General features: G+C 68.7%; 7 protein-coding genes and 3 pseudogenes. 7 read left to right on the top strand and 3 right to left on the bottom strand.

Annotated elements, in window-relative coordinates; genetic code table 11:
- The first annotated feature begins 7 nt into the window (after positions 1 to 7).
- The 6 genes and pseudogenes from ACXKR8_RS03265 to ACXKR8_RS03240 all read left to right on the top strand — a co-directional run bounded on the left by ACXKR8_RS03265 (position 8) and on the right by ACXKR8_RS03240 (position 18786).
- Positions 8 to 6778 carry an amino acid adenylation domain-containing protein gene (locus ACXKR8_RS03265; protein ID WP_458271376.1) on the top strand — a complete coding sequence of 2257 codons (6771 nt, stop codon included), beginning with the start codon at positions 8 to 10 and terminating at the stop codon, positions 6776 to 6778.
- A gap of 179 nt (positions 6779 to 6957) precedes the next feature.
- Positions 6958 to 13854 carry an amino acid adenylation domain-containing protein gene (locus tag ACXKR8_RS03260; protein WP_462100293.1) on the top strand — a complete coding sequence of 2299 codons (6897 nt, stop codon included), beginning with the start codon at positions 6958 to 6960 and terminating at the stop codon, positions 13852 to 13854.
- An 11-nt stretch (positions 13855 to 13865) separates the two neighbouring features.
- Complete coding sequence (locus ACXKR8_RS03255) at positions 13866 to 14714, top strand: condensation domain-containing protein (protein WP_462100292.1); 849 nt, start codon at positions 13866 to 13868, stop codon at positions 14712 to 14714.
- Positions 14715 to 14820: 106 nt separating this feature from the next.
- Positions 14821 to 15120, top strand: a pseudogene (locus tag ACXKR8_RS03250) (condensation domain-containing protein); the annotation flags it as partial.
- Positions 15101 to 17902 (top strand): annotated as a pseudogene (locus ACXKR8_RS03245) (AMP-binding protein); the annotation flags it as partial. The pseudogenes ACXKR8_RS03250 and ACXKR8_RS03245, both read left to right, overlap by 20 nt.
- A 17-nt stretch (positions 17903 to 17919) precedes the next feature.
- Positions 17920 to 18786: a thioesterase domain-containing protein gene (locus ACXKR8_RS03240; RefSeq protein ID WP_462100753.1), complete on the top strand. Its 867-nt coding sequence runs from the start codon at positions 17920 to 17922 to the stop codon at positions 18784 to 18786.
- A gap of 76 nt (positions 18787 to 18862) precedes the next feature.
- On the opposite strand, the gene ACXKR8_RS03235 is transcribed toward ACXKR8_RS03240, so the two are convergent.
- Both ACXKR8_RS03235 and ACXKR8_RS03230 read right to left on the bottom strand, forming a co-directional pair.
- Positions 18863 to 19747 (bottom strand): fructosamine kinase family protein, encoded by an 885-nt coding sequence (locus ACXKR8_RS03235; protein WP_458271373.1) that lies wholly within the window; start codon positions 19745 to 19747, stop codon positions 18863 to 18865.
- Between the two features lie 410 nt (positions 19748 to 20157).
- Positions 20158 to 22290 carry an MMPL family transporter gene (locus ACXKR8_RS03230; protein ID WP_458271372.1) on the bottom strand — a complete coding sequence of 711 codons (2133 nt, stop codon included), beginning with the start codon at positions 22288 to 22290 and terminating at the stop codon, positions 20158 to 20160.
- A gap of 134 nt (positions 22291 to 22424) precedes the next feature.
- On the opposite strand from ACXKR8_RS03230, the gene ACXKR8_RS03225 reads away from it, so the two are divergent.
- Positions 22425 to 22895, top strand: coding sequence for a MarR family winged helix-turn-helix transcriptional regulator (locus ACXKR8_RS03225; RefSeq protein WP_458271371.1), 471 nt, complete (start codon positions 22425 to 22427; stop codon positions 22893 to 22895).
- Between the two features lie 11 nt (positions 22896 to 22906).
- On the opposite strand, the pseudogene ACXKR8_RS03220 reads toward ACXKR8_RS03225, so the two are convergent.
- A pseudogene (locus ACXKR8_RS03220) lies at positions 22907 to 23787 on the bottom strand (SDR family oxidoreductase).
- Positions 23788 to 23800: the final 13 nt, after the last annotated feature.

The raw sequence follows: 23800 nt of genomic DNA, 5'->3' as shown, positions 1-23800 counted from the left end.
GTGGAGCATGACGACGAATGCTATGACGGGGCCCCTCGCGGACGCGGGGGCGGCGCACAGTGAGCTTTCCCCCGCAGAGATCCGTATTGCCGCGATATGGCAGGAGCTGCTCGGCGCCGAAACGGTCGACGCGGAAACCGACTTCTTCGCCATGGGCGGGACCGGTGTCATGGCCGAGGAAATGGCCGAGCGGGTGGAACGCGAATTCGGCGCCGAATTCCGGGAAATAGCGGCGCCGGTGCCGCTGACGGTGCGCTCGATATCCACCCACCTCGCCGAACAGGCCTACCTCCGCGCCCGGCTGATGTTCGAGGACGGTGCCGAATTCGACGGCGACGACGCGTCGACCGCTTGGAGCGCACCCGTGGAGCCGGCCATCCCCACCGCCGCCCGCGACGGAGGTCCGCTTCCGCTGTCCTTCGCCCAGCACCGGCTGTGGTTCCTGGACCAGCTCGAACCGGGACGCGCCGAGTACCTGATCCCGATCGGGCTGAGGATCCAGGGCCCGCTGGACACCAACGCCCTGGAAGCAGCACTGACCGGCCTGCTGGCCCGGCACGAGGCGCTCCGGACCCGGTTCGTCGCCGACGGCGACGGCCACCCGGCCCAGATCGTCGACGCGCCGCGGCCGGTAGCCCTCGCGGTCCGCGACTGCCGCCACATCGAGGACGCCGGACTCCGCGAGGAGGCAGCGCGGCGCATCGTCGACACTGAGGCGTTCGCGCCGGTCGACCTCGCCACCGGGCCGCTGCTGCGGGCCCTCCTCATCCGGTCCGCGGACGAGGAGTACCTCCTGGCGATCACCGTGCACCACATCGTGTTCGACGGCTGGTCGGTGGGGATCCTCTCCCGCGAGCTCACCGGGCTCTACACCGCTGCACTGGCCCACCACGCCGCCGCCCTACCGGAACTGCCGCTGCAGTACGCCGACTTCTCGGTCTGGCAGCGGCAGTGGCTGACCGGTGACGTCCTGGATCAGCAGCTCGGCTACTGGCGCGACCGGCTCACCGGCGTCTCGCCGCTGGAGCTGCCCACCGACCGCCGCCGGCCAGCGCGGCGCAGCGGCCAGGGCGGCACGCTCCCCTTCAGCATCCCCGCCGACGTCGCCGAGCGGGCGAGGGCCACCGCCGCCGGCGGCGGGGCGAGTCTGTTCATGACGTTGCTGTCGGTGTTCCAGTTGCTGTTGTCGAAGTACAGCGGGCAGGAGGACGTCGCGGTGGGTACGCCGATCGCGGGTCGGAACCGGGCCGAGATCGAGGACATGATCGGGTTCTTCCTCAACACGCTGGTCATGCGTACGGACCTGTCGGGTGATCCGACGTTCGGCGAGCTGCTGGAGCGGGTCAGGGACACCGCGCTGGGTGCCTACGACCACCAGGACCTGCCCTTCGAGCGGCTGGTGGAGGAACTCGCCCCCGAACGCGACCTCTCCCGCAACCCCCTCTTCCAGACCATGTTCATCCTGCAGAACACTCCTGACACCCGTACCTGGAACCTCCCCGGCCTGAGCGTGGAGCCCCTCGGCGTCGAGGCCCAGGACTCCAAGTTCGACTTCACCCTGTACCTCACCGAAGAGGCCGACGGCAGCCTCGACGGGACGATCGTCTACGCCTCCGACCTGTTCGACGAGCCCACCATGGCCCGCCTGGCCGGGCACTTCGGCAGCCTGCTGAGTGCCGTCACCGCCGCCCCTGGCAGCCGGCTGTCCGAGCTGGACCTGCTCACCGGGGCCGAGCGGCAGCAGATCCTGGTCGACTGGAACGGCGCCGACGCCGACGCCCCGCCCGACCGGTCGACCATCCACCTCGCCTTCGAGGGCCAGGCCGCTGCGCGCCCGCACGCCTTGGCGGTCACCTGTGGATCCGGGTCGCTGACGTACCGGGAGTTGAACGAGCGGGCGAACCAGGTGGCGCACCATCTGCGGGAGCGGGGTGCGGGTGTCGGCTCGCTGGTGGCGGTGTGCCTGGACCGCGGTCCCGAGCTGGTCTGCGTGCTGCTGGGGATCCTCAAGAGCGGTGCGGCCTACGTCCCGCTGGACCCCGACTACCCCACCGAGCGGCTGCGCCACATGGTCCAGGACAGCGCCGCCGCCCTGGTCGTCACCCACACCGACCACGCCCACCGGCTCCCCGCCACCACCCCCCGCCTGCTGCTCGACCAGGACTGGGACACCGCCGTAGCCCCCCAGCCACGCACCGACCCCCCGCCCACCTCCCGACCCACCGACCTCGCCTACACCATCTACACCTCCGGCTCCACCGGCCGGCCCAAAGGCGTCCAGATCGAACACGGCGCACTCGTGGCCCGGATGCGGGAGACCCGCCGGGAACTGGAGCTGACCCACGACGACCGGGTCCTGCAGTTCGCCTCGATCGCCTTCGACTCCTCGGTGGGCCAGATGTTCGCCGCGCTCAGCTGCGGCGCCGCCCTGGTGCTGCGCGAGGACCGGTTCGACCCCTCCACCCTGGCCGCGCTGCTCCGCACCTCCGGAGTGACGGTCGCCTGGCTCACCCCGTCGGCCTTCTCCGCGCTGACCGCACAGCTGGACGGCCCCGGGGCCCTGGGGCCGGATCTGCGCCTGGTCCGCCTCGGTGGCGAGGCACTCCAGTACGAGCAGGTCAGGCAGTGGTTCGCGTACTGCTCCGTTCCTCTGGTGAACGGCTACGGCCCCACCGAGGCGGCCCAGGAGGCGACCACCGCACGGATCACCGGGACGCCCGGCTTCGTTCCGATCGGCAGGCCGGTCGCCAACGCCCGGGTCTTCCTCGTCGATCGGCACGGCCGTCCCGTCCCGGTGGGTGTTCCCGGAGAGATCTGGATCAGCTGCGCCGGCCTGGCCCGGGGCTACCTCAACCAGCCCGAGCTGACCCGGGAGAGGTTCGCCGAGCGGGAGATCGCCGGCGGCACCCACCGGGTCTACCGGACGGGTGACCTGGCGGCCTGGCATCCGGACGGGCAGTTGGAGTTCCTGGGCCGCCTCGACAACCAGGTCAAACTGCGCGGCTACCGGATCGAACTCGGCGAGATCGAGGCCACCCTGCTCGACCACCCCCAGGTCACCGCCGCGGTCGTCACCGTCCGCGAGGACACCCCCGGCGACAAACGCCTCGCCGCCTACCTCGTCCCCACCACCGGCAGCACCACCACCACCGGCACCGCCCCGACCGCGGGGGAACTGCGCAGCCACCTCCAGCAGCACCTGCCGGACTACATGGTCCCCGCCTCCTTCGTCATGCTCGACGCCCTGCCGCTGACTCCCAACGGCAAGACCGACCGCAAAGCCCTGCCCGCCCCCGACACCACCCGCCCCGACCTCGACACCACCTACACCGCACCCCGTACCCCCACCGAATCCGCGGTCACCGCCATCTGGGCCGACCTGCTCAACATCAGCGCCGTCGGCGTCCACGACAACTTCTTCACCCTCGGCGGACACTCCCTGCTCGCCACCCAGGTCACCAGCCGGATCCGGAAGACCCTCGGGATCGACCTGCCCGTCCGGACCCTCTTCAGCTCACCGACGCCCGCCCAACTGGCCGCCGTCATCGACACCACCACCCGCACGCCGGGCAACACCCCGCTTGCCGCCGCCCCCCGCGACCACACCCCCCTCCCGCTCAGCTTCGCCCAGCAACGGCTCTGGTTCCTCGATCAGCTGGAGCCCGGGCGGGCGGAATACCTCATGCACTGCCCGCTCCGCCTCACCGGCCCGCTCGACCCCGCCGCCCTCCTTAGCGCTTTCAGTGCGCTCGTCGCCCGGCACGAGATTCTCCGGACCCGGTTCCTCGCGGATGCCGACGGCCGGCCGGCACAGATCGTCGACGAAGCCGGCCCCATGGCGCTCACCAGCCACGACCTGCGCCATCTCGCGGACGCCGGCGCCCGCGAGGACGCCGCCCGGAGCATTGTCGACGCCGATGGGCGCCGGCCGGTCGACCTCACCGCTGGGCCACTGCTCCGGGCCGTCCTGGTCCGCGTGCAGGACCAGGAGTGGATCCTGGCGATCACCGTCCACCACATCGCCTTCGACGGCTGGTCGGTGGCCATCCTCTCCCGCGAGCTCACCGAGCTGTACAGCGCGGCCACGGGCTCTCGCGACCATGCCCTGCCCGCGCTGCCGGTGCAGTACGCCGACTTCTCGGTCTGGCAGCGGCAGTGGCTGTCCGGTGACGTCCTGGATCAGCAGCTCGACTACTGGCGCGACCACCTCACCGGCCTTGAGCCTCTGGAGCTCCCCACCGACCACCGGAGGCCCGCCGAGCGCAGCGGCCGGGGCGCGATGGTCCCGTTCACCGTGCCGGCCGGGGTCGCCGATCAGCTCAGGAGCGTCGCGGCGGGTCGTGGTGCGAGTTTGTTCATGACGTTGCTGTCGGTGTTCCAGTTGCTGTTGTCGAAGTACAGCGGGCAGGAGGACGTCGCGGTGGGTACGCCGATCGCGGGTCGGAACCGGGCCGAGATCGAGGACATGATCGGGTTCTTCGTCAACACGCTGGTCATGCGTACGGACCTGTCGGGTGATCCGACGTTCGCCGAGCTGCTGGAGCGGGTCAGGGACACCGCGCTGGGTGCCTACGACCACCAGGACCTGCCCTTCGAGCGGCTGGTGGAGGAACTCGCCCCCGAACGCGACCTCTCCCGCAACCCCCTCGTCCAGACCATGCTCGTCCTCCAGAACGTGCGTGACAGCAGGAGCTGGGAGCTGGCCGGTCTTGACGTCGAACCCCTGCCCGGTGTCGCGCACGAGGCCAAGTTCGACCTGTCGATGTACCTGGCCGAAGCGAACGACGGCACCCTCGACGGCGCTGTCGTCTACACCACCGACCTGTTCGACGAGGGCACGGCGGCACGACTGGTCGGCCACTTCCAGAATCTCCTGGTCGCGGTCACCACCCGGCCCGACACTCGACTGTCCGAGCTCGAGCTGCTCAGCGCGGCCGAACGCCGACAGATCCTCTCCGAGTGGAACGACACCGCCGCCGACCACCCCGACACCGCGACCCTGCACCAGCTCTTCGAGGAGCGCGCCCGGACCAGCCCGACCGCCGTGGCCGTAACCTGCGGGCCGGTCACCCTGACCTACCGTGAGCTCAACGAGCGGGCCAACCAGCTCGCCCACGAACTGCGCGAGCGCCACGGCATCGGCCCGGACATTCCGGTCGGCGTCTGCCTGGACCGCAGCCCGGACCTGGTCTGCGCCCTGCTCGGCATCCTCAAGGCCGGCGGAGCCTATGTCCCGCTCGACCCCGACCACCCCGCCGACCGGCTCGCCCATCTGGTCGAGGACACCGCCACCCCCCTGGTCATCACCCACACCGGACATGTGGACCGGCTCCCGGCCGGTACCCCGTACGTGGCCCTGGACCGGGACTGGCCCGATCTCGCCGAACGCCCCACCACGGATCCGACGCCGCTCGCCGGGCCCCAGGACCTCTGCTACGTCATCTACACCAGCGGTTCCACCGGCAGGCCCAAGGGCGTCCGGATCGAGCACCGGGGCGTGGTCAACTACCTCGCGGGCATGCAGCACGAGTTCCCCATCTCGGCGGGGGAGGGCTTCCTCCAGGCGACGCCGCTGTCCTTCGACGTGTCCGCCTACGAGATCTTCTGGCCGCTGTGGCAGGGAGCGAACGTGGTCCTCGTCCCCGGCGCCGAACGCCTGGACATGGGACTCGTCACGCGGCTGATGCGCGAGCACCGCATCGTCGGACTGCACTTCGTCCCCAGCCTGCTGGACCTGTTCGTGGCCGAGGTCAGGCCGGAGGACTGCTCCCACCTGCGCTACGCGTTCTGCAGCGGGGAGCCCCTCCAGCCCGCCCTGGTCGGCCGGTTCGTCGAGCGTCTGCCCGGAGACCTGGTCAACCTCTACGGCGCCACCGAGGTCTCGGTGGACACCACCTTCTGGCGTGCGTCCCGCACCGATCCGCGGGGGCCGGTCCTCGCCGGGCGACCGATGATCAACCAGACCGTCTACGTCCTCGACCAGGCGGGCCGGCTGGTACCCCCGGGGGTGGTCGGAGAGGTCTACCTGGGCGGTGCCAGCGTGGGCCGCGGCTACCACGACCGCCCCGAGCTGACCGCCGAGCGATTTGTCGCCGACCCCTTCGCCGCCCGGGCGGAGGCCAGGATGTACCGCACCGGGGATCTCGGCAGATTCACGTCCACCGGCCAACTGGACCTGCTCGGCCGGGTCGACCGCCAGGTGAAGCTGCGCGGCGTCCGGATCGAACTCGGCGAGATCGAGTCCGCGCTGCTCGCCCACGTCGCGGTCGGCACCTGCGCGGTCGTGGTCCGCGAGGACACTCCCGGCGACAAGCGGCTGACCGCCTACTGCGTGCCCGCACCCGGCCAGGCCCTCGACCTGGCGTCGCTTCGGGCCTGGTGCGGCGAGATCCTGCCGCGCGCCATGATGCCCTCCGCCCTCGTCGCCCTCGACGCTCTCCCGGTCAATGGGAACGGAAAAGTCGACCACAAGGCGCTGCCTTCGCCCGAAAGCGAGGGAGCGGACAACGGAACCGAATTCGTCGCCCCGCGCGACGAGATCGAAAAGGCGCTGGCGGACATCTGGACCGAGATACTCGGCGTCGACCGGATCGGCATTCACGACAGCTTCTTCGACCTCGGCGGCCATTCCCTCCTCGCCACCCGTCTCGTCAACCGGGTGGAGACCCTGACAGGTTTCCGAGTCAGCCTGAGGAAACTTTTCCTGGCGCCCACGATCATCGGCATCAAGAGTCAGCTCATCGAATTGTTCGAACTGCAGGACCAGGTCTCCCAGTAATCCTCCTTCCACGGTCACTTGCAACAGACAGGAAAAGAAATCATGGGCGAGAACTCGATCGAAGGCCGTCTCCTGGCACGTATGCGGCAGCGGGCGGACCTCGGCCGCATCCCCGCAGGAACACGACCGCCTCGGCGCCGCTGTCCTTCGCGCAGCAGCGGCTCTGGTTCCTGGACCAGTTGGAGCCCGGCGGGGCCGAGTACGTGATGCCGTTCGGACTCCACCTCACCGGAGCACTGGACATCCGTGCCCTGGAGGCCGCACTGTCCGGGCTGGTCGCCCGGCACGAGATCCTGCGGACCCGCTTCGTCTCGGACGCGGGCGGCGGACCGGCGCAGATCGTCGACGCCGCACAGCCGGTCGAGGCCGTCGTCCACGACCTGCGCGAGGTGGAGGATGCGAGCGCTCGCGAGGAGAGGGCCAGGGAGGTCCTGCGGAACGAGGCCAGCCGACCGTTCGACCTGGCGACCGGGCCGCTGCTGCGGGCGGACCTGGTCCGACTGACGGACGAGGAACAGTACCTGCTGCTGGCCATGCACCACATCGTCTCGGACGGTTGGTCCGAGGCCGTCATGGCCCGCGAGCTGAAAGAGCTGTACCTCGCCGCCCTGCAGCAGCGTGAGGCCGTCCTGCCGGAACTGCCGCTGCAGTACGCCGACTTCTCGGTCTGGCAGCGGCAGTGGCTGACCGGCGACGTCCTGGACCAGCAGCTGGAGTACTGGCGCGACCGGCTCACCGGCGTCGTACCGCTGGAACTGCCCACCGACCACCGCCGGCCGGCGCAGCACAGCGGCAGCGGCGACGCCGTCGTCTTCGACATTCCGGCCGGGGTCGCCGATCAGCTCAGGAGCGTCGCGGCGGGTCGTGGTGCGAGTTTGTTCATGACGTTGCTGTCGGTGTTCCAGTTGCTGTTGTCGAAGTACAGCGGGCAGGAGGACGTCGCGGTGGGTACGCCGATCGCGGGTCGGAACCGGGCCGAGATCGAGGACATGATCGGGTTCTTCGTCAACACGCTGGTCATGCGTACGGACCTGTCGGGTGATCCGACGTTCGGCGAGCTGCTGGAGCGGGTCAGGGACACCGCGCTGGGTGCCTACGACCACCAGGACCTGCCCTTCGAGCGGCTGGTGGAGGAACTCGCCCCCGAACGCGACCTCTCCCGCAACCCGATCTTCCAGACCATGCTCGTCCTCCAGGCGCAGGGCAGCTCTGAGGCGGAGACCGACACAGGGGCCTGGGACCTCTCCGGCACCCGCAGCCGACCGGTCGACATCAAGCGTGGCTTCGCAAAGTTCGACCTGACCCTGAACGTCATGGAGACCGGCGACGGCCTCCGTGCCGCGCTGGAGTACCGGACGGACCTCTTCGAGCTGGGCACGATGGAGCGTCTGGTGGGTCACTTCCAGACGCTGCTTGCAGCCGTTGCTGTGGCGCCGGGGGCTCGGTTGTCGGAGTTGGAGATGCTGACGGCGGCTGAGCGGCAGCAGATTCTGGTGGAGTGGAATGACACGGCGGGTGCGTACTCGGACATGGCGACGATCCATCAGTTGGTGGAGGAGCGCACTGGGTTGGTCCCGGATGCGGTGGCGGTGTCGTTTGGTGCGGAGAGTTGGACGTTTGGGGAGGTGAATGAGCGGGCGAATCAGTTGGCGCATCATCTGCGTGGTGTGGGTGTGGTGCCGGGGGCGTTGGTGGCGGTGTGCCTGGACCGTAGTCCGGATTTGATCTGCGTGCTGCTGGGCGTTCTGAAGGCGGGTGGGGCGTTTGTGCCGTTGGATCCGGATTATCCGACGGAGCGTCTGACGTACATGGTGCGGGATACGGCGACGCCGTTGGTGGTGACGCATTCTGATCATGCGGGTCGGCTTCCGGCGGGTGTTGCGCAGTTGCTGGTGGATCGGGAGTGGCCGCAGGGTCCGACCATTGACCCGTTGCCGGTCGCGGGTCCTGATGATCTGGCGTATGTGATCTACACGTCGGGTTCGACGGGTCGTCCGAAGGGGGTGCAGTTGGACCATCGTGGGGTGGTGAACTATCTGGAGTGGTGTGACCGGAACTATCCGCCGATCGCTGCCGGCGGTATCGGAACCCTGTTGTATTCGTCGGTGACGTTTGATCTGACGGTGACGGCGTTGTTTCTGCCGTTGTTGCAGGGTTTGCGGATTGTGATTCCGCGGCCGGTTGCTGGTCAGAGTGCGTTTGATGCGGCGGTCGAGGTGGTTGTGTCGGGGGTGGGGATCAGTTTCCTGAAGGCGACGCCTTCGCATTTGGAGGTGTTGGCGGCGCATTTGGAGGCGAGTGGTTCCTCGCATGGGATTGTGACGGTGGTGGCGGGTGGTGAGGATCTGTCGCCGGTGTTGGCGCAGCGGATGGTGCGGTCCGGTGCGGGTGGGACGGTGATCGCGAACGAGTACGGGGCGACGGAGGGTTCGGTCGCGAATGTGATGAGCATGTTCTCGGTGGTGGGCCCGGGGTGGGAGTCTGCGCCGGTGGGTGTGCCGATCACGAACACCACGGCGTATGTGGTGGATCGTTTCGGTCAGCCGGTGCCGGTGGGGGTGCCGGGGGAGTGCCTGCTGGGTGGGATCTGTGTGGCCCGGGGTTATCTGAACCGGCCGGAGCTGACGCAGGCCCGGTTCGTCCCGGATCCGTTCTCCTCTGTGCCGGGGGCGCGGGTGTATCGGACGGGGGATCTGGTGGTGTGGCGTGCGGATGGTCAGATGGAGTTCGTGGGGCGGATCGATGACCAGGTCAAGCTGCGTGGGTACCGGATCGAGTTGGGTGAGATCGAGAGCAACCTGCTCACTCACCCGGGTCTGGGTGCGGCTGCGGTGATCGTGCGTGAGGACAGCCCGGGCGACAAGCGCCTGGTCGCCTACCTCGTCCCCACCACCGGGAGTACCACCACCGGCACCGTCCCGAGCGCGGGCGAACTGCGCAGTCACCTGCAGCGGCACCTGCCGGATTACATGGTCCCCGCCACCTACGTCATGCTCGATGCCCTGCCGCTGACTCCCAACGGCAAGACCGACCGCAAAGCCCTGCCCACCCCCGACACCACCCGCCCCGACCTGAACACCACCTACACCGCACCCCGTAGCGCACTCGAACGAGCCATCACGGGCATCTGGTCCGATGTCCTCGGCATCGACTCCATCGGCATCCACGACAACTTCTTCCAGCTCGGCGGGCATTCACTGCTCGCCACCCAGGTCACCAGCCGCATCCGCAGTGAGCTCGGTATCGACGTCCCGGTCCGGACGCTGTTCACCTCGCCGACGCCCGCTTCGCTCGCCGCGGCCATGGGACAGCTGGAGTCGACCGAGACCTCCCGGCTGACTCCGGCCGATCGCGGCGGCAGCGCGCTCCCCTTGTCCTTCGCCCAGCAGCGGCTGTGGTTCCTGGATCAACTGGAGCCCGGAAGCGCCGAGTACCTCGTCCCCTTCGGATTGCATGTGCGCGGCCGGCTGGACCTTGCCGCACTCGATGCCGCACTGACAGGCCTGGTCGCCCGCCACGAGATCCTGCGGACCCGGTTCCTCGCCGACGGCGACGGCAATCCGTCCCAACTCGTGCTCGAGGCGACGTCGGTGACGGCGACCGTCCATGACTTGCGGCGGACCGGGGGCGCCGTGGCGCCTGAGGCTGCCGCGCAGCTGATCATGGAAGCCGAGGCCGGGCGGCCGTTCGACCTCGCCACGGGACCGCTCCTGCGCGCGGATGTGGTCCGGCTGGCCGACGACGACCAGTACCTGCTGCTCACGGTCCACCACATCGTCTCGGACGGCTGGTCCGAAGGCATCCTCGCCCGCGAGCTGCGGGAGTTCTACGCCGCAGCCCTCCAGGGACGTCAGGCGGATCTTCCGGACCTGGCGGTGCAGTACGCCGACTTCTCGGTCTGGCAGCGGCAGTGGCTGTCCGGTGACGTCCTGGAACACCAGCTCGGGTACTGGCGCGACCAGCTCACCGGTCTGGAACCGCTGGAGCTGCCCACCGACCACCGGCGGCCGGCCGAGCGCAGCACCGACGGAGAGACCCTCAGGTTCCGCATTCCGGCCGAGGTCGCGGACCGGGTGAAGGAGGTGTCGACAGCACATGGTGCGAGTTTGTTCATGACGTTGCTGTCGGTGTTCCAGTTGCTGTTGTCGAAGTACAGCGGGCAGGAGGACGTCGCGGTGGGTACGCCGATCGCGGGTCGGAACCGGGCCGAGATCGAGGACATGATCGGGTTCTTCGTCAACACGCTGGTCATGCGCACGGACCTGTCCGGCGATCCGACGTTCCTCGAACTCCTGGACCGTGCCAAGGACACCGCGCTCGGTGCCTATGAGCACCAGGACTTGCCCTTCGAGCGGCTTGTCGACGAACTCGCACCCAAGCGCGACCTCTCCCGCAACCCGCTCTTCCAGACCATGCTGGTGCTGCAGAACAACCCGGACGGCGACACCTGGATGTTCCAGGACCTGTCGGTCGAGCAGGTCGGCGTCAGCGGGCAGGCGGTGAAGTTCGATCTGCAGCTCACCGTCGGGGAGACCGCGGCCGGCTTGGACGCCGCGCTGGAGTACCGGACGGACCTCTTCGAGCTGGGCACGATGGAGCGTCTGGTGGGTCACTTCCAGACGCTGCTTGCAGCCGTTGCTGCGGCGCCGGGGGCTCGGTTGTCGGAGTTGGAGATGCTGACGGCGGCTGAGCGGCAGCAGATCCTGGTGGAGTGGAACGACACGGCGGGTGCGTACTCGGACATGGCGACGATCCATCAGCTGGTTGAGGACCGCACCGTGCTGAACCCGGAGGCTGTGGCGGTGACGTTTGGTGCGGAGAGCGTGACGTATGGGGAGGTGAATGAGCGGGCGAATCAGTTGGCGCATCATCTGCGTGGTGCGGGTGTGGTGCCGGGGACGTTGGTGGCGGTGTGCCTGGACCGCAGTCCGGAGCTGGTGTACACGCTGCTGGGCATCCTGAAGGCCGGTGCCGCCTATGTTCCGTTGGATCCGGATTATCCGACGGAGCGTCTGACGTACATGGTGCGGGATACGGCGACGCCGTTGGTGGTGACGCATTCCGATCATGCGGGTCGGCTTCCGGCGGGTGTTGCGCAGTTGCTAGTGGATCGGGACTGGCCGCAGGGTCCGACCACGGACCCGTTGCCGGTGGCGGGTCCTGACGACGCCGCTTATGTGATCTACACGTCGGGTTCGACGGGTCGTCCGAAGGGGGTGCAGTTGGACCATCGTGGGGTGGTGAACTACCTGGAGTGGTGTGACCGGAACTATCCGCCGATCGCTGCCGGCGGTATCGGGACGCTGCTCTATTCGTCGGTGACGTTCGACCTCACTGTGACGGCGTTGTTTCTGCCGTTGTTGCAGGGTTTGCGGATTGTGATTCCGCGGCCGGTTGCTGGTCAGAGTGCGTTTGATGCGGCGGTTGAGGTGGTTGTGTCGGGGGTGGGGATCAGTTTCTTGAAGGCGACGCCTTCGCATTTGGAGGTGTTGGCGGCGCATTTGGAGGCGAGTGGTTCCTCGCATGGGATTGTGACGGTGGTGGCGGGTGGTGAGGATCTGTCGCCGGTGTTGGCGCAGCGGATGGTGCGGTCCGGTGCGGGTGGGACGGTGATCGCGAATGAGTACGGGGCGACGGAGGGTTCGGTCGCGAATGTGATGAGCATGTTCTCGGTGGTGGGTCCGGGGTGGGAGTCTGCGCCGGTGGGTGTGCCGATCACGAACACCACGGCGTATGTGGTGGATCGTTTCGGTCAGCCGGTGCCGGTGGGGGTGCCGGGGGAGTGCCTGCTGGGCGGAATCTGTGTGGCCCGGGGTTATCTGAACCGGCCGGAGCTAACTGAGGCCCGGTTCATCCCTGACCCGTTCTCCTCTGTGCCGGGGGCGCGGGTGTATCGGACGGGGGATCTGGTGGTGTGGCGTGCGGATGGGCAGATGGAGTTCGTGGGGCGGATCGATGACCAGGTCAAGCTGCGTGGGTACCGGATCGAGCTGGGTGAGATCGAGAGCAACCTGCTGACCCATCCTGGTCTGGGTGCGGCTGCGGTGATCGTGCGTGAGGACAGTCCGGGCGACAAGCGCCTGGTCGCCTACCTCGTCCCCACCACCGGCACCGTCCCGACCGCGGGCGAACTGCGCAGTCACCTGCAGCAGCACCTGCCGGATTACATGGTCCCCGCCACCTACGTCATGCTCGATGCCCTGCCGCTGACTCCCAACGGCAAGACCGACCGCAAAGCCCTGCCCGCCCCCGACACCACCCGCCCCGACCTCAACACCACCTACACCGCACCCCGCAACCACGTCGAGAAGACACTCGCCGCAGTGTGGGGCGAGATTCTCGGCATCGACCCCATCGGCATCCACGACAACTTCTTCGAGCTCGGTGGCGACTCGATCGTCAGCATCCAGATGATCGCGCGGGCCAAGAGGTACGGCGTGCACCTGACTCCCCGGATGATCTTCAAGCACCAGACCATCGCCGAGATCGCCGCCCACGCCCAGCCCGACAGTTCGGTGGACGCGGAGCAGGGCACAGTGACGGGCGAGGTGGCCCTGACACCGATTCAGCACTGGTTCTTCGAGAAGGAGCTGCCGGACAGCCATCACTTCAACCAGGCCGAGCTGTTGGCGACGGACGACCTGGACCCCGATGTGCTCGAACTCGCCCTGGTCGACCTGATCGAGCATCACGACGCCCTCCGCCTGCGCTACGACAACGGCGTCCCCGGCTGGATCCAGCACCTCGACGACACAGCCGGCACCAGGTTGCTCGACGTTCACGACCTCTCCGAGCTGTCCGAGGACGACCTGTGGCCGGTGGTGCAGTCCATCGGTGAGGAGGTCCAGCAGAGCCTCGACCTCCTCAAGGGTCCGCTCATCCGCAGCGCGTTGTTCAATCTGGGTGCCGCGCGCGGCCAGCGGCTGCTCATCGCAGTGCACCACCTCGCGGTCGACGGCGTGTCCTGGCGTATCCTCCTGGAGGACCTCGGCAGCGCCTACGAGCAGCGTGCGGCGGGGCGGACCCCCTGCTGCCGGCCAAGACGACCTCGTTCAAGGCGTGGGCCGACAAGCTGACCGCGTTCGCGGTGTCGGCCGAGGCTCGTGCGGAGTTCGACTACTGGGGGGAGCCCAAGCCCAGCGGCCGGGTTCCGCGCGACCGTCACGGAGCCAACGAAGCGCGGTCGGCCGAGACCGTCTTCGCATCGCTGAGCCCCGAGGAGACCAACGCGCTCCTGCGGGACATTCCCAGGGTCTTCAACACTCAGATCAACGATGTGCTGCTGACCGCGCTGGCTCGTACGATGAGCGCCTGGACCGGCGAGGGAGAAACCCTCATCGGGCTGGAGGGCCACGGCCGGGAGGACCTGTTCACGGACGTGGACCTGTCCCGCACGGTCGGCTGGTTCACCAGCGTCTTCCCGGTCACGCTGCGAGTCGACGCCGACGCCGACGACGCGACCACTCTCGCGTCGGTCAAGGAGCAGTTGGCGGGGATACCCAACAAGGGTGTCGGATACGGGATCCTCCGCTACCTCGGCAGTCCGGAGATGGCGTCCGTCCTTCAGGCGCAGCCGTCCCCTGAGGTCAACTTCAACTACCTCGGCCAGTTCACGCGGCAGCTGCCGGGGATCGGTCGCTATGCGGCTCCCACCGAGCCCAAGGGCCACTCCATCAGCCCGAAGGGTATGCGCTGGAACGTCCTGGACGTCACGGCAGCGGTGGAGGGGGACACGTTCAGCGTGTACATCAACTACTCCTCGGCTCTGCACGACCGCCAGACCGTCGAACGCCTCGCCGCCGACATGACCGCCTGCCTCCGCGCCCTCATCGCGCAGAGCTCGAACATCGGCGCAGGCAGGGCCACGGAGGGCGCCCCCCTGGCTGAGGTCAGCGACAGCGACATGGCAGCCATCCTGGCGCAGTTCTCCTCCTGACTCTGACCCTGCCACCGCGGCGCGCGCGGCTCCGATCGTCCCGCCGCGCCGCCGCGGGTCCCGATTCTCTCCGGCCCGAAGGCCACAGCATCCATGGAGGTATCTGATGAGCAAGAACAACGTCGAGGACGTCTACGGACTGTCACCCCTGCAGTTCGGCATGCTGTTTCACTCGCTCGAGGACACCTCTGAGACCCGCCCCTACATGGTGCAGATGACGGAAGAGGTGGATGGCTCCTTCGACGACGACTGCTTCCGGGCGGCCTGGCAGCAACTCATCGACCGCCACTCGATCCTCCGCAGCGCGTTCGTGTGGGAAGGCGTGTCCGAGCCTGTCCAGGTCGTCCAGCGGACAGCCGAACTCCCCTTTGCCCTGGTCGACCTGCGTGGTTGCTCGGACCAGGTTCAGGAAAGCGCGACTCCAGGAGTTCCTTGCCGAGGACTGGGAGCGTGGGTTCGAGCTGTCCCGGGCGCCGCTGGTTCGAGTCACCATCCTCCGGACGGCGGAGGAGCACCGGAACGTGGTCTGGTCGTTCCACCACATCCTGCTGGACGGATGGAGCATCCAGATTTTGCAGCAAGAGCTCTTCGCGATCTACCGGGGCCTGCTGGACGGACGACCGGTGAGTCTGCCGCCGGCGATCCCCTACCGCCGCTACGTCGAATGGCTGAGCTCCCAGCAGCACGCCGGCTCCAAGGAGTTCTGGACCGGATATCTCGACGGCATCACCGAGCCGACCGACCTCCACGTCGACGGAGAGACGGGTGAGTCGGGTGTCGGCGAGATCGAGGTCCAAGCTGAACCCGAGCTCTTCGTCAAGGCGGCCGCCTACGCACGATCGTCGCGGATCACGATGAACACCCTGGTCCAAGGCGTTTGGGCGATCCTTCTGTCGCGCTACAGCGGGAACGACGACGTGCTGTTCGGCTCGACGATCTCAGGCCGTTCGATCGCTCTGCCCGATGTCGAGTCGATGATGGGGCTGTTCATCAACACGCTTCCGGTGCGGGGCCGGACCAATGGCGATGCGAAGGTGTCGGACTGGCTCCAGGAGCTTCAGGACGAGCAACTGGACATGCGTCAGTGGGAGTACTGTCACCTCGTCGACGTCCGCGAGTACGGCCGGATCCCCCGGGGTGAACCGCTGTTCCGGTCGATCCTCGTCTTCGAGAACTACCCGGTGATGCAGAAGGCGTCGGACATCCCGGAGGGCATGACCCGCCGACTGGTGAAGTGCGTGGAACGGACCGGGTATCCGCTGACTCTGGTCGCCTCGGCCGGCTCGGCCCTGGAGTTCCGCTTCGTCTATGACCGGAGCATGTTTGAAGACGCGACGATGGGGCGGCTGGTGGGTCACTTCCAGTCGTTGCTGGCCTCGGTCGTGGAGAATCCGGGGGCTCGGTTGTCGGAGTTGGAGATGCTGACGGCGGCTGAGCGGCAGCAGATTCTGGTGGAGTGGAATGACACGGCGGGCGCGTACTCGGACATGGCGACGATCCATCAGTTGGTGGAGGAGCGCACTGGGTTGATCCCGGATGCGGTGGCGGTGTCGTTTGGTGCGGAGAGTTGGACGTATCGGGAGGTGAATGAGCGGGCGAATCAGTTGGCGCATCATCTGCGTGGTGCGGGTGTGGTGCCGGGGACGTTGGTGGCGGTGTGCCTGGACCGCAGTCCGGAGCTGGTGTACACGCTGCTGGGCATCCTGAAGGCCGGTGCCGCCTATGTTCCGCTGGATCCGGACTATCCGACGGAGCGTCTGACGTACATGGTGCGGGATACGGCGACGCCGTTGGTGGTGACGCATTCCGATCATGCGGGTCGGCTTCCGGCGGGTGTTGCGCAGTTGCTGGTGGACCGGGACTGGCCGCAGGGTCCGACCACGGACCCGTTGCCGGTGGCGGGTCCTGACGACGCCGCGTATGTGATCTACACGTCGGGTTCGACGGTCGCCCGAAGGGGGTGCAGTTGGATCACCGTGGGGTGGTGAACTATCTGGAGTGGTGTGACCGGAACTATCCGCCGATCGCTGCCGGCGGTATCGGGACGCTGCTCTATTCGTCGGTGACGTTCGACCTCACGGTGACGGCGTTGTTTCTGCCGTTGTTGCAGGGTTTGCGGATTGTGATTCCGCGGCCGGTTGCTGGTCAGAGTGCGTTTGATGCGGCGGTTGAGGTGGTTGTGTCGGGGGTGGGGATCAGTTTCTTGAAGGCGACGCCTTCGCATTTGGAGGTGTTGGCGGCGCATTTGGAGGCGAGTGGTTCCTCGCATGGGATTGTGACGGTGGTGGCGGGTGGTGAGGATCTGTCGCCGGTGTTGGCGCAGCGGATGGTGCGGTCCGGTGCGGGTGGGACGGTGATCGCGAACGAGTACGGGGCGACGGAGGGTTCGGTCGCGAATGTGATGAGCCTGTTTTCGGTGGTGGGTCCGGGGTGGGAGTCTGCGCCGGTGGGTGTGCCGATCACGAACACCACGGCGTATGTGGTGGATCGTTTCGGTCAGCCGGTGCCGGTGGGGGTGCCGGGGGAGTGCCTGCTGGGCGGGATCTGTGTGGCCCGGGGCTATCTGAACCGCCCGGAGCTAACACAGGCCCGGTTCATCCCTGACCCGTTCTCCTCTGTGCCGGGGGCGCGGGTGTATCGGACGGGGGATCTGGTGGTGTGGCGTGCGGATGGGCAGATGGAGTTCGTGGGGCGGATCGATGACCAGGTCAAGCTGCGTGGGTACCGGATCGAGCTGGGTGAGATCGAGAGCAATCTGCTGACCCATCCCGGTCTGGGTGCGGCTGCGGTGATCGTGCGTGAGGACAGCCCGGGCGACAAGCGCCTGGTCGCCTACCTCGTCCCCACCACCGGCACCGTCCCGACCGCGGGCGAACTGCGCAGCCACCTGCAGCAGCACCTGCCGGATTACATGGTCCCCGCCACCTACGTCATGCTCGACGCCCTGCCGCTGACTCCCAACGGCAAGACCGACCGCAAAGCCCTGCCCGCCCCCGACACCACCCGCCCCGACCTGAACACCACCTACACCGCACCCCGCAACCACGTCGAGGAGCAGCTCGCCGCCATCTGGAAGGATGTGTTGGGCATCGACTCCATCGGCATCCACGACAACTTCTTCGAGCTCGGCGGGCAGTCGATCAAGGCGGTTCGGGTCGCTGCCCGCGTCAGGGCGGCAGGCTGGACGGTGAGCCTGCAGCAGATCATGCGGCACACCACCGTCGCGGACCTCGCGGCAGCGATCGCCGGCCCGCAGACGGGGGGTTCGAGCCTGGTGGTTCAGCTTTCGGAGCAGGCGGGCACAGGACCGGAACTGCCCCGGCTGTTCTGCGTCCATCCCGGTGGCGGCAGTACACACTCCTACCAGGAGCTTGCCGCCCGGCTGGCCGGCTCGTTCGTTGTCCACGGGGTACAGGCATCCGGGCTGAACGCGGGGGAGGAGCCCGTCGTCGGCGTCGAAGCCATGGCACGGAGGTACTGGGAGGAGATCCGGCAGATCCAGCCGGAGGGCCCCTACCTGCTGCTCGGCTGGTCGACCGGGGCCGTGGTGGCACACGAGATGTGTGTCCAGCAGCCGGACCAGGTCGCCGCTTCCTACCTGCTCGAACCGGCGGTCACCGGGCTCGCCCAGGGTCCGCGCTTCCGTCGCTACGCGGAGACCTACCGGCAGGTTGACGCGCTCTGGCAGCAGGGGCAGGGCGAGAGCGGAGCGGCGCGCGAGGAGACGGAGCGCGCGCTCAAGGCCTTGGCGCCTGGGATGAACATTGACGTGGACGCCGTCACGCTGGACGAGTGGCTGCCGTACGAGGTGCTGGAGGCCGAGGTCAGGTCGCTCGCCGACTACCGGGCCAGGCCGTCCTCGGTCAGGGCGACGCTGTTCGTCAGCACGTCCATCCGAGACTCCGGACCGGACGGATCGGTGGACGAAGTGTCCCACCGTCACTACACCGCTCACTGGCAGCGGTTGTACCCGGCCGGCATCGAGATTCTCGACCTGCCAGGCGGACATCAGCAGATGGTCAAGGGTGAGGAGCAGCTGGAGATACTGGTCGCCACGATTCAGAAGCCGTAGCCGGAATCCCGAGGCAGCGGGCCGGCCTCGAGGCCGGCCCGGCAGCCAGCGCCGTCGCCGCCGTTACGACCTGCCTTCACCGCCCGACCTTCCGAAGGAACGGCGCGATGGCCGTCCTGACGGCGTCGACCGCGCCCCAACTGTCGTCGCCGTGGGCGACCGCACTGAGGTGTTCCCGAAGATGAAGGAGGGGCATCCGCTCCTGCCAGCCGTTCTGGAGTGGGGCCAGCTCCTGGTACACGGAGAAGAAACGCTCCGTCGCGGCCGCGCGCGGTGAGCACCAGAGCATGCTGAGGTCGATCTCGGGCCAGCCGTAGGACACGGCGGGGTCAATCAACACCGGAGCCCCCGTGCTGGTGGCGACAATGTTCTCCTGCCACAGATCACCGTGGGTCAGGCACGGAGGCTGGGGTGGAACCAGGTCGGGCAGGGCCGCGCACAGCCGTTCCAGTGCCTGCCGCTCGTGACGGTCGAATACGGCCTCGACCAGCGGTTCCGAAAGCCAGCGCAGGATCCGGCGTTCCGCGAAGAAGGCGGGGCCGTCCCTGTCCCAGGTGTTGTCCTGGCGCAGGCGGCCGAGCCACCCGTCGCGGTGCCAGCCGAACCGGTCCGAGACGGTGGACAGGTGCAGGGCGGCGACCATCCGGCCGAGTTGCTCCCAGAAGTCCTCCTCGTCCCCCCGGCGCGGCTGCATCCTCTCGAGCACGAGCAGCCGCGGCGAGGAGCACAGGATGTCGGGTGTGTTCGCTCCGCCGTCACGTCGCAGCTCGGACAACCCGGTGGCCTCCACCTGGAAAACGTCCCGATCCGGACCGGCCAGGGTCTTCGCGAACAACTCGGTGCCGTCCTCGAGCGTCACCAGTCCGGCGATGGCGACCGCTCCACCGACTGCCTCCGCTACTTCCTTTGCGGCGTAGCCCGCTTCGCGGAGGCGGTCGGCGAGTATCTCTTCCTTCGACACGAACAATTCATAGCACGGGCCGGATCGTGCCCGGTCGTGGCGATGCGCCGCCCACCGTCGTGGTGGACGGCGCAGCAGTGAGCTGCGCAGATGTGCGCCGGTTAAAGACGCTGGGGGTCAGCTGTCGTCCCTGCGCCCGTTCGGCGGTGTCGCCCGGCGTCCGGTCGCAGCAGGTGCGTGATCATGTGAGTGTGGCCTGCGTCGGCATGTACGGCTCCCTCGACGTGGCTCGCCGATTGTGCTTGCACGCGAGGCGCCGGCGAGGCTCTCTCCCCGTGAGAACGGATCCCCATGACGGACCCCGGCAACCACGCCCCACCAGTCCCTGGGAAGACGCCGTCGGCCCCCTCGGGCGACGGGCGTCGCTCCGGGCACTGGCTGGTCCTCGCTGTGATCGGCCTGGACTGCTGCTACGCCCGGGTCCCCCGGCTCCCGTCGCTCCCGCCGACCCGAACGCCGCCGCCGCGCCTGCCTAGATCGCCGTCGGCCTTCCTACGGGCCAGGGCGCTGGGCCACCAGACCCGGTCGTCGAGGTCGTAGACCAGGCCGGGCACCACCAGTGAGCGGACGAGCAGGGTGTCGAGCAGGACGCCGAAGGCGACGATGAAGGCGATCTGCGCCAGGAAGGCCAGGGGGATGACGCCCAGGGCCGCGAAGGTCGCCGCCAGCACCACTCCGGCCGAGGTGATCACCCCGCCGGTGGCGGTCAGTCCGCGCAGGACACCGTCCCTGGTGCCGTGCGGCAGGGTCTCCTCGCGGACCCGGGTCATCAGGAAGATGTTGTAGTCCACGCCCAGCGCCACCAGGAAGATGAACCCGTACAGCGGGACCGAGGGGTCGGTGGCCGAGAAGCCGAGGATGTGCGGGAAGACGATCGCCGCCACCCCGAGGGTCGCCAGGTAGGACAGCGCGACCGAGAGCACCAGCAGCAGCGGTGCGATCAGGGCCCGCAGCAGGAGGATGAGGATGATCAGGACGCACAGCAGGACCACCGGCACGATCACCGTCCGGTCGTGCTCGGCGGTGTGCCGGGTGTCGTACTGCTGTGCGGTGAAGCCGCCGACCTCGGCCTGCGCGCCGGGAACGGCGTGCACGGCCGAGCGCAGCGCCTTCACCGTGTCGACCGCGGCGTCGCTGTCCGCAGTGTCGGTGAGGGTGACCTGCAGTTGGACCCTGCCGTCGACCACTTTGGCCGGGCCGCCGGGCGCGGCCCCGGTGAAGGACGTGACCGAGCTGACTCCGTGGACGCCCTTCGCTGCCGCGCCCACCCGGTCGGCCGAGTCGGCCTCGGCGATCACCACGGCCGGGTTGCCGGAGCCGCCGGGGAAGTGCGCGGCGAGCAGCTTCTGCGCGGTCACCGAGGGCTGGGTGGTCGTGAACAGCTGGCTCTGCGGCACCCCGCCCGAGTCCAGGGTCGGTGCGAACGCCGCCAGGCCGGCCAGCAGGATCAGGCCGCAGCCCCAGACCAGGCGCGGCCGACGGCCGACCAGGGCCGCCACCCGGCTCCAGACGCCGTGCACCGCGCCGGTCCCGTCGGCCTTGGGCCGGGCCGGCCAGAACGCCGCGCGCCCGCAGAGCACCAGCGCGGCGGGCAGGAAGGTGAGTGCGGACAGCACCGCGCAGACCACGCCGATCGCACCGACCGGCCCGAGCGCCTGATTGTTCGTCAGGTCGGAGAGCAGCAGCACCAGCAGGCTCAGCGCCACGGTCGACCCCGAGGCGGCGATCGGCTGCACGGACTGGCGCCAGGCGATCCGCATGGCCGTGAAGCGGTCGCCGTGCCGCTGCAGCTCCTCGCGGAAGCGGGCGGACATCAGCAGGCCGTAGTCCGTGGCCGCTCCGATCACCAGGATCGACAGGATCCCCTGCACCTGGCCGTCCACCCGCACGATTCCGTGCCGGGCGAGCACGTAGACGATCGCGCAGGCCACCCCGAGCGCGAACACCGCGCCGAGGATGACCAGCAGCGGGAGCAGCACGCTGCGGTAGACCGCAAGCAGGATCACCAGTACCACCGCCAGCGCGACGAGCAGCAGCAGCCCGTCGATCCCGGCGAAGGCCCCGGACAGGTCGTTCTGCAGCGCCGCGGGGCCGGCCAGGCCGACCTGGGTCCCCGGTACGGCGGAGACCTTGGCGCGGACCGCGTCCACGCTGTCCTTGACCTTGTCGCCGAGGTCCGCGCGCAGTTGCACCACGCCCTCCAGCGCCCGGCCGTCCTTGGCGGCCAGTACCGGGGAGGCCGCCCCGACTGCCCCGGGCACCTTGGCGGCCTGCTGCAGCGCGGCGGCAGCGGCGGAGCGCTGGTCCGCGCTGACGGCCGCTCCCCGGTCGGTCTGCCAGACCACGATCACCGGCAGTACGGACTGGCCTTGGAAGGACTTCTGCAGGGCGGCGACCTGGGTCGACTCGGCGCTCTTCGGCAGGAAGGCGGAGCTGTCGTTGGTGGCGACCTCGCCCAGCTTCCCGGCGTAGGGGCCGAAGGCCGCACCCAGACCGAGCCAGACGAGCAACAGCACCAGGGGGACGACATAGCGGCTACGCATGACGGGTCCTTACACGGAAGACTGAAGAGCGCGGGCTCAGGATGCGCTGAAATATATCTCAACGATTGAGATACTTGCTGACTGAGCCGTATGCCCCGACCTGTCGACTTCAACCACACCGGAAACTGGTGATCATGGACGTCGAACGCCATGCGTTCGTCCGGCAGCTCCAGGGGCTGTCCACCGAGTTCAACCTGCTCGGGCACGACTTCGCCGCGGCGCAGGGCCTGCACACCACCGATGTGCAGGCCCTGCTGTGTGTGATGAACGCCGCCCTGGACCAGCCGGGCACCCCGGTCAACCCCGGCTGGCTGCGGCAGGAGCTCGGCATCACCTCCGGCGCCGTCAGCGCCGTCCTCGACCGCCTCGAACGCGCCGGGCACCTGCGCCGCACCAGGGACGGGTCCGACCGCCGCCAGGTCCAGATCCACTACAACCCGGGCGCGGGCGCGCTCGCCGCGGCCTGGTTCCGTCCGGTCGGCGAGTCCACCGACGCCGTCCGTGCCGAGTTCAGCGCGGACGAACTCCGCACCGTGTCCCGCTTCCTGGAACGGATGACCGAGTCGCTCAACGAACTGCGGCAGGGCCGGCGATCGGGCCGCTGAACGCGGTCGGCTCAGGCTTCGATGTTCTCCAGGTCCTTGAGCAGGCTCGGGTGGGTCGGCTCCCAGCCGAGTGCGGTGCGGGTGCGGGCGCTGGAGGCGGGCTGGTCGGTCGCGAAGATCGGGCCCAGCGGACCGAAGTTCTCCTCGGGCACGGACCTGACCGGGAGGTCGAGCCGCCGCCCGATGACCGCGACGATGTCGGCCACCGCGTCGCCTTCGTCGTCCACGGCGTGCCAGGAGCTTCCGGCCGGGGCCTGCTCCAGTGCGAGCCGGAACAGGACGGCGGCGTCCAGCGCGTGGACGGCGGGCCAGCGCTGCGTGCCGTCCCCGGGGTAGCCGGCGACGCCGGTGCCGCGGGCGATGGTGGTCAGCAGTCCGGCGAAGCCGCCCGTGCCCCGGTTGTGGACGGTGCGGGGCAGCCGTACCGCCGAGCTGCGTACGCCGCGCGAGGCCAGGTCGAGTGCGCGGGTCACCGACCGGCTGCGTCCGGCGACGGGTCCAGCGGTCGGCAGCGGGTCGTCCTCGGTCGAAGCGCGTCCGGGCACGTGGGGGTGCCCGAGACGGTGACCAGCGGCCGGTCGGTGCCGACCAGGGCCTCGCCGAGGGTCGCGAGCGCGGCTCCCTCCTCGGCGATGCCCCGGGCGAGTGCCTCGGGCGAGCTGAAGTCGTTGCTGAAGGCGAGGTGGATGACGCCGTCCGCCTGTTCCGCTCCGGTTCGCAGCACGTCGAGGTCGGTGAGCGCGCCGCGGAGCACGTCGGCGCCGGCCGCCCGGGCGCTCGCGGCGGAGGCGTCGGAGCGGGCGAGGGCGGTGACCGAATGGCCTGCGGTGAGCAGTTCGGCGACGACGGCGGTGCCGATCAGGCCCGTTCCGCCGGTGATGAAGACGCGCATGAGGGACTCCCGA

The sequence above is a fragment of the Streptacidiphilus sp. PAMC 29251 genome (assembly GCF_054208735.2).
This window is presented reverse-complemented; position numbering and strand designations above follow the sequence as displayed.

What these genes read in the sequence shown, in the direction of transcription:
- ACXKR8_RS03265 (WP_458271376.1), top strand. Translation starts at nt 8, where the DNA reads ATGACGACGAATGCTATGACGGGGCCCCTCGCGGACGCGGGGGCGGCG.
- ACXKR8_RS03240 (WP_462100753.1), top strand. Translation starts at nt 17,920, where the DNA reads ATGCGGCACACCACCGTCGCGGACCTCGCGGCAGCGATCGCCGGCCCG.
- ACXKR8_RS03230 (WP_458271372.1), bottom strand. Translation starts at nt 22,290, where the DNA reads ATGCGTAGCCGCTATGTCGTCCCCCTGGTGCTGTTGCTCGTCTGGCTC.
- ACXKR8_RS03225 (WP_458271371.1), top strand. Translation starts at nt 22,425, where the DNA reads ATGGACGTCGAACGCCATGCGTTCGTCCGGCAGCTCCAGGGGCTGTCC.